The organism is Microcystis sp. 49638_E5, from assembly GCF_021300285.1.
Taxonomy (GTDB): Bacteria; Cyanobacteriota; Cyanobacteriia; order Cyanobacteriales; family Microcystaceae; genus Microcystis; species Microcystis aeruginosa_C.
This window is the reverse complement of sequence record NZ_JAJTDH010000036.1, coordinates 1-12,586: the sequence shown is the minus strand read 5'-3', so window position 1 is coordinate 12,586 and position 12,586 is coordinate 1. Positions and strand designations below refer to the sequence as shown.

Annotated in this window: 7 protein-coding genes and 2 pseudogenes; 1 reads left to right on the top strand and 8 read right to left on the bottom strand. The window is 42.8% G+C overall.

From position 1 onward, the window contains the following. Nucleotides 1–83: 83 nt before the first annotated feature. Complete coding sequence (locus LW728_RS12040; RefSeq protein ID WP_287766784.1) at nucleotides 84–3,203, bottom strand: TIGR03032 family protein; 3,120 nt, start codon at nucleotides 3,201–3,203, stop codon at nucleotides 84–86. 307 nt (nucleotides 3,204–3,510) lie between these two features. Between LW728_RS12040 and tumA the strand changes: the two genes are divergently transcribed. Next, on the top strand, nucleotides 3,511–3,741 hold the full coding sequence (tumA, locus tag LW728_RS12035; RefSeq protein ID WP_002771674.1) for an antitoxin TumA: 231 nt from the start codon (nucleotides 3,511–3,513) through the stop codon (nucleotides 3,739–3,741). Between the two features lie 353 nt (nucleotides 3,742–4,094). Here tumA and LW728_RS12030 read toward each other — a convergent pair whose 3' ends face one another. From LW728_RS12030 to LW728_RS12000, 7 genes and pseudogenes are all read right to left on the bottom strand, one after another. Beyond that, a complete protein-coding gene (locus LW728_RS12030; RefSeq protein WP_287766783.1) occupies nucleotides 4,095–8,948 on the bottom strand; it encodes a beta strand repeat-containing protein in 4,854 nt (1,617 codons plus the stop codon). A gap of 363 nt (nucleotides 8,949–9,311) precedes the next feature. Further along, nucleotides 9,312–9,716 (bottom strand): hypothetical protein, encoded by a 405-nt coding sequence (locus LW728_RS12025; protein WP_287766781.1) that lies wholly within the window; start codon nucleotides 9,714–9,716, stop codon nucleotides 9,312–9,314. Nucleotides 9,717–9,756: 40 nt separating this feature from the next. Then, complete coding sequence (locus LW728_RS12020; protein WP_287766780.1) at nucleotides 9,757–9,915, bottom strand: hypothetical protein; 159 nt, start codon at nucleotides 9,913–9,915, stop codon at nucleotides 9,757–9,759. A gap of 50 nt (nucleotides 9,916–9,965) precedes the next feature. Next, nucleotides 9,966–10,031, bottom strand: a pseudogene (locus LW728_RS12015) (DUF4351 domain-containing protein); the annotation flags it as partial. A 65-nt stretch (nucleotides 10,032–10,096) separates the two neighbouring features. Further along, a complete protein-coding gene (locus tag LW728_RS12010; RefSeq protein WP_287766779.1) occupies nucleotides 10,097–11,521 on the bottom strand; it encodes a carotenoid oxygenase family protein in 1,425 nt (474 codons plus the stop codon). A 122-nt stretch (nucleotides 11,522–11,643) separates the two neighbouring features. After that, nucleotides 11,644–12,201: pseudogene (locus tag LW728_RS12005) on the bottom strand (Uma2 family endonuclease); the annotation flags it as partial. A 21-nt stretch (nucleotides 12,202–12,222) separates the two neighbouring features. Further along, a partial coding sequence (locus LW728_RS12000; protein WP_287766777.1) for a DUF874 family protein occupies nucleotides 12,223–12,586 on the bottom strand: 364 nt, incomplete at its 5' end.

Below are 12,586 nucleotides of genomic sequence, written 5' to 3'. Positions count from 1 at the left end.
GCCAAGTAACGTGAAACCCCGGAGGGATAAAGTTGATTTTGTCAAGGATTGTTAAGATGCGCTTACCCTGATAATTCCAGTGATCAATTGGCTATCCTGATCATCTCTGGTGATTTTCCCGCAGCATAAATATCCCACATTGTCCGATAAGCTTGTTCTAAATTGCGGGTAAAAAGAAGGGTATCAAATAACGGATAAGTCAGACGATTTTGGGCTAGTTTCTGTTTAATTTCGTGCAATTTATCAGGAGATCTTGCTAAATTAATCGCTAAATTTTTATACTCCTCTAAATTCTTAGTAATTAATTCAGGTAGGCCAATAGCTGTCAGTAAACTAGCACCAACACGGGAAGGAAAAGTTGCACCTGGACAAGTTATAATCGGTAAACCTGCCCATAAAGCATCACTCCCAGTAGTATGAGCATTATAGTATAAAGTATCAAGAAATAAATCAGCTAGTTGATGCCGCGCCAAATGTTCCGGCTTAGGTTGGAGATGGGCAAAAATTAAGCGATCGCCCTCAATTCCTCGCGCTTGTGCTTCCCGACGTAGATTTGCTTCAGCTTCAGCTACTCTCGAAAATAACCATAACACACTACCTGGAACATTAGCCAAAATTTGCATCCATACAGTGAATATTTGCGGCTCAATTTTATAGGTGTGGTTGAAACAACAAAAGACAAAACCCGATTCAGGAAGACCATAATGGGAACGAGTAACAGGTTTAGATGATATAATTTGTTGATAATCATTAGCCTGATAACTATCCGGTAAAATCACCAATTTTTCACTAAAATTATCAGCAGACTCTGGTGGTGTAACTATGCCATCACCAATAATATAGTCGATAAAATCTGCTCCCATTGTCCCCGGATAAACCAAATAATTAACTTGAATCGGTGCAGGTTTTAAAGCCAATATTTGCGTCCGCGCTTTATCAATATATCCCATCAAATCTACTAAAATATGCACCCCATCATCAAAAATCCGTTGTGCAGATTCCGTAATTGATAAAGTAGCAATATCATAAAAGCGATCGCAATCATTAGCAATGCGACGACGATACTCACTACCATCATCAGGACCATAGGAATAGGCAATTATTTCAAAGTTATTGCGATCATGTAAACCAAAGACACTTTGCATCAAATGACTGGTGGGATGGTTACGAAAATCATGGCATAAATAACCTATTTTTAATCGTCCAGATCGGGTGCGTGAATGGTTAAAATTGAGTGGTTTAGTAACTAAGGCTAATTGTCTTTTAACCTCTTGAGCATAGTTACAAGCTACTTTCAACTGTTGACTAGCAGACCAAGGTTTATATAAGGTATCAAAGGGAGTTACTGCGGTAGGTTTTCTCTCTTGTAACTGGTTTTCGGTTAATTGCCAAAGTTGAATTAAATCAGACTCTCTTGTGTCCCAATTACAAGTCATTTCCTTCATGGAAAATAAGCAAGCAAAAGCCTCTGGGGAATTAGGTTGAATAGCTAAAGCTTGCTTAAATACGCTCATAGCTGCTTCTACTTTGTCCTGTCTTCCTAATGCTAAAGCCAAACTATTATAAGCTTTAATATACTTAGGATTAAGTTTAATTGCTGTTTGAAAATAAGCGATCGCTTCTTCAATTTTTCCCTGTAGTTGTAACACATTGCCTAAATTCAAGCGTGCCTCTGGATAATTAGGGTTTTTCCTGATTGCTTCTTGAAAATTGACCGCAGCATCCCCTAACTTATCCTGCATTTGTAAGACTAAACCTAAATTATTATCAGCAAAAGCATAGTTTTGATTGCCACAAATAGCGTGGTTAAAGCAAATAATCGCCTCGTCTAAATCTCCCTTGCTAACTGCTATTATTCCTAAATTATTGTGAGCTTCTGCATAATTAGGATTAATCAATAAAGCTTGCTTGTAAGCCAAAATAGCTTGATCAATTTGTCCTAAACTATCCATGATTACCCCCAACTGATGCCAAGCAGCTGCATATTGAGGATGTTGATTAATTAATTGTTGATAGAGAGCGATCGCTTCTTCAAGCTTAACCTGTTTTTGCAAGGTGTATGCTTGCTGATAAAGGGTATCTGCTGGCGAAGTATCAGGCTGATTATTTGCTAGATTTCCTCCAAATAAAGGAGAAATAGGATCAAGAGTAATAATTTTACTGATGTCATCATTTTGGAATCCTAAAGCTTGGGGACGTTTAACTCCTTCTAAGACTTGTATATCATAAAGTTCAGTCACTTCACCTTCTAAGCGTATCCAGTGAACAACTTCACCTGTTTTCAAGTCAATAATTAGCAGACCACAGCGAGGATCTGCTTCTTTAGCCATTAAATTATCATCTAAGATTAACCCCGAAAAAGTCTTATCTACCCCACGACTTTTAGATAATCCAACAATGGCATAATTTCCGACAAATGCTAAACCGCGCAGAAAACCAGGACAAAAAGTAACAGGCTCAAAAATGCCTTTGTCTTGATCAATATAACCAAAGTAACCCGTACCCGCATTTAATAACCATAACTTACCCTGATAAAATCGGGGAGAATGAGGCATAGATAAACCAGTAGCAATCACTTCATTAGACTGAATATCAATGACACAACCGCCAGTTTGTCTTCTGTCTCTCCACCCATCCACCACATCTGATTGACTACAAGCGGTAACATAACGCGCCTTCCCATCTACCAAAGCTAAACCATTGAGATGACAACGATCTTCATTGACTAAAGCGGAAATAAACGACGGTTTCCATAGGGGAATACAACTATGGCGATCGCTGACTGTCGCCAGACAATTTAACATCGTACTGATAAATATAATTCTTTCAGAGAGATTCTCTATTGCCAAATCGTGAATATCTAAATCCCCAGTAGTATAACTAATGCGGGGGATATAAAGTTTATCGTAACCATCATAAAGTTGTTCGGATGATAACACATTATCTAGTTGCCAGATTTGATAGCGGGAACTAAGATAAATCCTTTCTGGGGTAGCATATAAACCCATGGCGCGGTCAAATATCCGCTCAAATCCCGACATCCCCCTGTGGGGGTTAACTCCTAAAAACATCAGTCGAGAACTTTGATAGGTAGTAAAAGCCAGACTAATCTGCTGAGACTCTAACCAATCAATGAAATTACGGGAAGCAATTATCTCTACGGGGATAGATTGATTAGTATTGGGAGTTGATTGATTCATCATAACCACAAAGACACAAAGATTAGCCAGTAGGGTGTGTTAGCGATAGCGTAACGCACCAATTTAATAATAGAGGTGGTGCGTTACGGCGGCTTGTTAATTTTGGTTTTTTGACCGAATTCTACCTTTTCACCGATAGGTTATTGTCCGAATGCTTCGCCCCTACAGGACGCGGGCCGATGAAGACGCAAGGTTTTGAACGACGATTCTCTCAAAATCTTGCACCTGTTTCGCTCGTAAAGCCCCAAAACCTTTACTTTGCCTACATTTCAAATTTATTCAGCAAACCCTATTTTGGAGTAAAAGAAAAATGCGTAAACAGACCATTCAATATACATCATCTTTAGATGCTTTGATTGCTGTTGCCAAGCGACTTAGCGTTTATGAGAACCAACATAAAATGGATTCCGAAGATTTTTATAACCAATACAATCAGGGAACATTATCAGATGATATAATATTTATAGAATGGGCAAACGATTATCGTCATTACCTTGCTTTGCGTCAAGAATTAGAACAAATATTAAATCATGCTGCTTAAACTTTTATCTGATTACCTCAATCAAGTAGAGCAAGCAATTGTGCAGCCAGTAGGGTGTGAAGCGCGATAGCATAACGCACCAATTTAATGATAGAGGTGGTGCGTTACGGCGGATTGTTAATTTTGGTTTTTTGACCGAATTGTTAGCCGCAAATACGCACCCTACTGGATTGTTTAAACTGGATTGTTTCAACTGCGACCTCTTCCCATGATTGATGTCCTCAGCCAGTAGGGTGTGTTAGCGATAGCGTAACGCACCAATTTAATGATAGAGGTGGTGCGTTACGGCGGCTTGTTAATTTTGGTTTTTTGACGGAATTGTTAGCCGCCTAACGCACCCTACGCCTACTTAATTAAACAAAGAAATTACCCACTGGAATGCTCCCTAAAGCTGGTAAAGTACCAGTAAATCCAGTGATATTTATTAATAAATCATTACTGGATTGGAAGCCAGCCGTGCTATCATTAATAACGAGGTAAGTTCCAGCTATTGCACCAGTTGTTACTTGCACTAAGGCGGCACTATTAACCGCTAATTCTTGATTACCTGTAGTGGCTCCATTGGCATCAGTAAATACTTGATTGACTAAATTCTGTAAAGTGGTGACAGTGCTATTAGCAGCACGACTGAAATTGCTAGGCGCACTCGTGGCAGTTCCACCTTGAGTTAATAAGTCGATTTTATCACTATTGATGGCAAAATCTGTGATACGATCGCTTGCGGATATGGTAGATTGACCAAATTGGAAGATGAAAGTATCTGCACCTAAACCACCGGTTAAAGTATCAATTCCCGCACCTCCATTGATTTGATTAATACCACTATTTCCGGTGATATTATTGTTACCAGCGTTACCTGTACCATTAATATTATTAGTGCCAATTAGTCTGAGGTTTTCCACATTGTTGGGTAAAGTGCGAGTAATTGCGCTTTGTAGGGTGTCAGTAATAATTACCTGTCCAATTGCTTCGTCGGGATTGATGGTAGCATTAACCGGATTGGAGAGGGTGACGGTGAAGACTTCATCAGGTTCATTGAGGTTATCATTGAGGATGGGAATGCTAATAGTAGCAGTAGAAGTATTAGCAGCAATGGTGATAGTTCCAGTTTTGCTAGTGTAATCTACATTAGCGGTAGCGTTAATGGGTGCAGTGGTATAGTTGAAGGTAATTGGTTGTGAATTGGGATTATCAACTGTGACGGTGAGGATGGCATTATTATCTTTACCTTCCACTACGGTGATGTCATTGATGGAGAGTTGCGAGGTGACACTGGTATCATCATTATTAATTGTTCCCGTAACTGGAGTAGTCGTACCTATCGTATAACCTGTCCCCGCAGCAAGGGTTAAAATAACAGTTTCGTTACTTTCTACTATTGTGTCAGCAGTGGGGTTAATTGTTACAGTCGCAGTCGCTAAATTAGCCGCAAAGGTTACACCTGTGGGAATCGAAGCGTAATCGGTTCCATTAGTTGCTGTCCCACCAATACTATAGTTAACCGTTAAAGCATTACTTGTTACTCCACTACGGGTAAAGGTGTAGATGAGATTACTTGTCCCGTCTTCAGTAACACTACTAGGAGAAACCGCAAGAGTCACACTGGTATCGTCATTGAGAATTGTTCCCTGTCCCTGATTATCGGCTAAGGTGACGTTACGACCATTGGTTTGTAAATTACTCAGATTAACGAAGAAAGTCTCGTTACTTTCAACTTGGTTATCGCCATTAACAGCTACAGTAATCGTCTTAGAAGTCTCACCAGCATTGAAGATTAAGGGAGTAGCAGCAATCGCCGTATAATCGTTATCTGTTGTGGTAGCGGTTCCATTGGCTGTGGCGTAATTAACCGTTACTGCTGTATCAACTGCATTAGAAAGAGTGACAGTAAATACTGCATTAGTTGTCCCACTATTTCCTTCGGTAATTGTGACATCACTAATCGCAATCGATGCGCTGTCATCATTGGTAATCGTACCTTGACCTTGATTATCAGCTAAGATGACATTACTGCCATTGGCTTGTAAATTGCTGAGATTGAGGAAAAATGTCTCATTGAGTTCAACTTGGTTATCGCCATTGACTGGAACTGTAATCGTTTTAGAAGTTTCTCCCGGATTGAAGGTTAAGGTGGTGGGAGGAAGGGCTGTGTAATCGGTTCCTGCTGTAGCTGTACCGTTGGCGGTGGCATAATTGACGCTAACAACGGTACTGGCGGCACTAGAAAGGCTAACGGTAAAGACCGCGTTAGTGGTGCCGCTATTGCCTTCGGTAACGGTTACATCGTTGATAGTAAGAGAAATTGGGGGTTGAGAAACATCGGTAATGGTGACGGTGGCGGTGGGGTCAGCATTGAGGAAGACTGAGACGTTGCCTCCGTTATAGTTCGCCGTTGCCAAATCGGATTTGCCGTCGCCGTTGAAGTCCCCTACTGCCACGGAACGGGGACTACTCCCCACAGTAAAGTTAGTGGCGGGTCCAAAACTGCCCGTGCCAGTTCCTAATAGCACTGAGACGTTGTTGTTGCTACCGTTCGCCACAGCCAAATCGGATTTGCCGTCGCCGTTGAAGTCCCCTACTGTCACGGAACGGGGAACAGTCCCCACAGTAAAGTTAGTGGCGGTGCCAAAACTACCCGTGCCGGTTCCTAATAGCACTGAGACGTTGCTGCTGCCAGCGTTCGCCACAGCCAAATCGGATTTGCCGTCGCCGTTGAAGTCTCCTACCGTCACGGAATAGGGAAAACTCCCCACAGTAAAGTTAGTGGCGGGTCCAAAACTGCCCGTGCCGGTTCCTAATAACACCGAGACGTTGCTGCTGTTAGCGTTCGCCACAGCCAAATCGGATTTGCCGTCGCCGTTGAAGTCTCCTACCGTCACGGAAGCGGGACCAGTCCCCACGGAAAAGTTAGTGGCGGTGCCAAAACTGCCCGCGCCGGTTCCTAATCGCACTGAGACGTTGTTGCTGCTACCGTTCGCCGTAGCCAAATCGGATTTGCCGTCGCCGTTGAAGTCCCCTACTGTCACGGACACGGGAAAAATCCCCACGGAAAAGTTAGTGGCAGTGCCAAAACTGCCCGTACCGGTTCCTAATAGCACCGAGACATTGTTGCCGTAACGGTTCGCCACAGCCAAATCGGATTTGCCGTCGCCGTTGAAGTCCCCTACCGTCACGGAAGAGGGAGCATTCCCCACGGAAAAGTTAGTGGCAGCACCAAAACTGCCCGTGCCGGTTCCTAATAGTACCGAGACGTTGTTGCTGCCACGGTTCGCCACAGCCAAATCGGATTTGCCGTCGCCGTTGAAGTCCCCTACAGTCACGGAAATGGGACTACTCCCCGCAGCAAAGTTAGTGGGGGGGGTAAAGCTTGCGCTAGGGTTGTAACCCAGAATGTAGTCTCCCCCCGATGTCAGGTTGACTTTGACGGTTTCGTTGGGGTCATTTACTGCATCGGATAGGGCGACCACGTTGAGGGTGGCGGTGGTGGCCCCGGCGGCGATGGTGAAGGTGTTGGCGGTTACTGCGGTGATATTTGTGCCAGCAGTGAGGGAATAGTCGGCGAGAATGGTGGCGGTACTGCCGGTGGTGTTGAAGTTGACCACTGTCCCACCCGTGGGCGCGGGGGTGTCTAGGCTGATGATAAAGGTGCCGACGGTTCCCCCTTCTACGGGGTTGGTGCCGGGGGCGATGGTGATTTTCGGGGTGGTATTGAGGATGACTGAGACGTTGTAGCCCGAACCGTTCGTCGTAGCCAAATCGGATTTGCCGTCGCCGTTAAAGTCCCCTACTCTCACGGAAATGGGACCATTCCCCACAGTAAAGTTAGTGGCGGCACCAAAACTGCCTGTGCCGGTTCCTAATAGCACCGAGACATTGCTGCTGTTAGCGTTCGCCACAGCCAAATCGGATTTGCCGTCGCCGTTGAAGTCCCCTACCGTCACGGAACGGGGAGCAGTCCCCACAGTAAAGTTAGTGGCGGCACCAAAACTGCCTGTGCCGGTTCCTAATAGCACCGAGACGTTGCTGTTAAAGTTCGCCGTTGCCAAATCGGATTTGCCGTCGCCGTTGAAGTCCCCTACTGCCACGGAATAGGGACTACTCCCCACAGTAAAGTTAGTGGCGGCACCAAAACTGCCCGTGCCGGTTCCTAATAGCACCGAGACGTTGCTGCTAACAATGTTCGCCACAGCCAAATCGGATTTGCCGTCGCCGTTGAAGTCCCCTACCGTCACGGACCAGGGATAACTCCCCACGGTAAAGTTAGTGGCAGTGCCAAAACTGCCCGTGCCGGTTCCTAATAGCACCGAGACGTTGTTGCCGTAACGGTTCGCCACAGCCAAATCGGATTTGCCGTCGCCGTTGAAGTCCCCTACCGTCACGGAACGGGGATTAATCCCCACAGAAAAGTTAGTGGCAGTACCGAAACTGCCCGTACCAGTTCCTAATAGCACTGAGACGTTGTTGCTGTTAAGGTTCGCCGTTGCCAAATCGGATTTGCCGTCGCCGTTGAAGTCCCCTACCGTCACGGAAGCGGGACCATTCCCCACAGTAAAGTTAGTGGCGGCACCAAAACTGCCCGTGCCGGTTCCTAATAGCACCGAGACGTTGTTGCTATTATAGTTCGCCACAGCCAAATCGGATTTGCCGTCGCCGTTGAAGTCTCCTACCGTCACGGAAACGGGACTGGTCCCCACAGAAAAGTTAGTAGGGGTACCAAAGGCCATTTCCACACTAATCGCTTGCCCATCAACGGTAATAGTCGCCGCGTCATTTTCCTCTCGTATCGCCGCGATTTGCTCCTCTGTCAGCACTTCTCCCCGCACCAACGCCGAAAATAACTGCCCCTCATCCCCCGGCGTATCGCTGCTGTTGATTTGCGCGTCGATAAAATGCCCAATTTCTTCTAATAACACCGCTTTGAGGGTGGTAGCGTCCCCCGAATCAATCAGCGCTTGAGAAATATAAATCTTATTAATACTGCTGGAATATGCGCCGAAAATCCCTGAATTGCCAAGGTTTTTAACTGTAATAGGGGGAAGTTGACTAAAATCTCGACTTTGCCACTGCTGTCGTAATTGCGTCGCTTTAACCACATCATAACTTGTGCCAAAAGCAGTTTCTAAATTTGCCCAAAAACCATCAGATTGAGCGAAATCGAACAAAATATCGTAAACAGCAGGAAGGCTCGGCAACAGGGTAGAAGTCATGACATTGAACGCAAAAGACGACTGGTGCTATTTTATGCAAAAAATCGCCAATCTTTCAAGGGTGCTATGACAAAAATTAACATTTATACAAGAAAACGGGTTTCTAAATAGGCGTTGCTAATTTTAGTAGCTCTTCTAAGATAGTAGGGTTAGTGATTTTGCCGATTATCTCTTCAATTTCTGAAGAAATCTCTCCAAACCGCACAGTTAAAACTGTTTTTATGTCATCACGGCTTTTTTCTAACGCACCAATTTCCGGTTCTTCGGTTTGTCTTATGCAATGGACGGGATTGTAAGGAATAAAACCCTTATAGAGACAGGCGTTGCTGCGATTTTTGCCAATTGTTTTCGATCTAGAGCGAACTAATCAATTAAATCTATTGCCAGATAAGGATTTAGTCGATTTATACCCCCTATCGAACCATACCAAGTAACGAAGAACCCAATTTCCTTGCCTATTTCCTTACCAATTTCCTTACCAATTTCCTTGCCAATTTCCTTGCCTATTTCCTTACCGCGTTCTATCCCTCGTAACTCCATATTACTTACTAAAGGCATGGTTCTTTCCTCCTCAAATTGTTTGATTTTACTCTCTAAACTTGACTGCAATTCAGAGGATAAAGTCATCATATTGTCGATGATTTCAAACAGTTTAATTATCTGTTCTCTCTCGAACTCCTTTTCATATAATCCCCTGATTAACCTCCACTTCCACTGTTCCCGTTCTGGCAGCTTCCCAGTAGTCGCTTTTGTTTTCAGGTGTGCCATGACGATTATAGCAAAGGGATTGCTACTTGCTTCCAATTAGTCACTGATAACTGATAACTGATAACTGATAACTGATAACTGATAACTGATAACTGATTAGTTGGTGAACTTCAGGAAAGAAGAAATGTAAAAACGCCTCAAAATACTCGGTTAAAGCTTCTTTCCAGGGTTCATCATAATTAGCGGTTGTTTGTTTCATTATGACAATTTTAGCGGGTGATGGACAAAAGGCGATCACTAACGTCAAAACTAGGCAGTTAAAGTATTTAACCAATTGATTAAATCTTCAACCGTTGAGAAGTCGAATAAAGCTTCTCTCTCACAAGTCCAGAAAATGGGTTTCTCAAAGAAACCCGTTTTCTAATTAAGAAACCCGTTTTCTAAATAGCGCCTTTTTCTGATTTTTCTTGCCAAGTACCGTGAAACCCCGGAGGGATAACACTGGGTAATTGCAGACAACAAAGGGGTTCTTTTTCTAGCTGCTGACTATCATAGATTCTCACTTGGCTGCTGTGATTATTGCCGTCGTAAACTACGACGATTAACCATCCTGTCTCTGGAGATAAACCATCGCAGACAAAAATCGGTTCAGTACCATAACAGTTATTTTCCAGATAGGCAATAGTTAACTTACCTGTGGAGTGATTATAACAAGCGGGAAGTCCGATAATTTCCCGACGAATATCGCTATCGGGACGATGGACAGCTAAAAAAGTATTTTGCCATTTTTGTCCCACCAGTTGCGGGGAAACCACTGGAAAATCACAGCTTAAATCCGAGAGAATTTCCTGATTAATTACCTTTGCTGATAGGGGATTAATGGTAATACTTGCCAATTTTCCAATGGCTAAGGTTTCGGTTTCACCCGTGGCAACTTCTTTTAAAAATTGATTAGTCTTAAAGTCATCATAACGGACAAAAACAATTTCAAGATTGCCTTGGTCATTTACACAACCATTAGCAAAGTGCCATTGAAACCATGAATCTGTAACACTTTCACTGACTAACTGTAGAGAATCTCGCTCAAAAATTAGTATTCTTGTTCCTAATTCTGGCTGCCACTGAATGGCATCACTAAAAGTTTTAAATCCCAACAGTATCGATAACTTATCCGCTTTTATCGGTGGGATGAAAAAGACGATATACTGTCCTGCTAAAACAAAGTCATGCAGCAGCGACAATCTATCTAAATCAAAAGTTTTTTTGTGGATAATTTGACCAGTGGAGTCAGACTTATAGAGATTTAAGCTAACTTTAGCACTGATTGTCACCCCGAAATTAAAAATCTCTCCTCTGGACAAATCTACTTTAGGATGAGCGGAAAAAGTTTCCTTTGCTTGTAAGCTAGATAAATTATCTAAACCTAGGGTTTCTAAAGATTGTAAATCTAATTTATGGGGAAAACCCCCTTCCCAGAGAGCTAATAATTTATCGGGTAAAGCTAACACCGAGGTATTAGCGGCATTTTTTACCTCTTTTCCCCAATTATTCCAAAAGAAGCCGGGGGCATTCATGCCATAATTAGGAAATAAATATTGATTAGCGGCGCTTTCTTGCTGATAACCAGCAGTCTGAACATAACGATAGGTGGCACTGGCTCCCTTATCATGAAAATGTACAGCTAAAACTGCCCCATCTCCGTCAAACCAATGACCAACTTTTTGCTTACCTCTTTCTAATCTCCCCGGACCATTGCGATAGAGACTCCCCCGCAATCCCTCGGGAATTTTCCCCGATAATAAGGTTAATTGCGTTTCAGAAAATTCCACTGCTGGTTTTTCTAAAGATTTTGCCCAAGCTTTCATAGATTTGTTCTTTTTACTGATTACATAGTTAAGTATAGCCCTAGGCTAGGTTCAATGACGATAACTTAGGCAGTTAACCAGTTAGTTAGTATTCGTCACAACCCATCAATTATGTCATTATAAAGTATCGGGAAAAATTTCTGACCATCTAAACCATAAATTTCTAACTCATCTCCTCTCAATTCAAATCTGATCTTTAACCGAGGACTAATCCATCCCTTAATCTCAGGTATAGAACTTAATAGTCCTTCCTGTCTCCACCATCCCTGAAAATTATGAGAATCTGGATCATAGAGATAGTATTCTTCCACTCCATAACGTTGATAAAAGAGTAGTTTTCGCTCCATTTCTTCTAAACTATTAGAGGGGGAGAGAATTTCAAAAACCACTTGAGGAGCGATGTTATCTTCTTGCCATTGTTTATAGGAACCCCGTCTTCCTTTCGGACGACCAAATACTACCATAACATCGGGAGCAACTGGTCCAGTAATTTTCTTATCTTGGACGGGATACCAGAGCAGATCCCCCGCAATAAAAACGTTAGGAGAATTAGCAAAGAGAATCTCAAGATTTTCTTTGATTTTAACGATCCATTCGTATTGTTCGGTATTATCGGCCATGGGTTTACCGTCACTATCGGGGTATTCAATATCTGGATCAATAGCTGGTGTAAAGGTCATAATTTATCCTCCTTGAAATATTCATAAAGTATCGGGATCAATTCCCAGAGAACGGATATATTCAGCTAAACGTTCAGCTTTAAGACGTTCTTGTTCTAATTGTAAACTTGCTTCTTCAGCTTTAAGACGCTCTTGTTCTAATTGTAAACTTGCTTCTTCAGCTTTAAGACGCTCTTGTTCTAATTGTAAACTTGCTTGTTCTAACTGTAAACTCGCTTCTTCAGCTTTAAGACGCTCTTGTTCTAACCTTTGAGATAACTCGATAGAACTTAAAAATTTCTGACCATCTAAACCATAAATTTCTAACTCATCTCCTCTCAATTCAAATCTGATCTTTAACCGAGGACTAATCCATCCCTTAATCTCAGGTATAGAACTTAATAGT

Bases quoted from the DNA above. Each gene is read 5' to 3' on its own strand.
- LW728_RS12040 (WP_287766784.1), bottom strand. From the start codon at position 3,203: ATGATGAATCAATCAACTCCCAATACTAATCAATCTATCCCCGTAGAG.
- LW728_RS12010 (WP_287766779.1), bottom strand. From the start codon at position 11,521: ATGAAAGCTTGGGCAAAATCTTTAGAAAAACCAGCAGTGGAATTTTCT.
- LW728_RS12030 (WP_287766783.1), bottom strand. From the start codon at position 8,948: ATGACTTCTACCCTGTTGCCGAGCCTTCCTGCTGTTTACGATATTTTG.
- LW728_RS12025 (WP_287766781.1), bottom strand. From the start codon at position 9,716: ATGGCACACCTGAAAACAAAAGCGACTACTGGGAAGCTGCCAGAACGG.
- LW728_RS12020 (WP_287766780.1), bottom strand. From the start codon at position 9,915: ATGAAACAAACAACCGCTAATTATGATGAACCCTGGAAAGAAGCTTTA.
- tumA (WP_002771674.1), top strand. From the start codon at position 3,511: ATGCGTAAACAGACCATTCAATATACATCATCTTTAGATGCTTTGATT.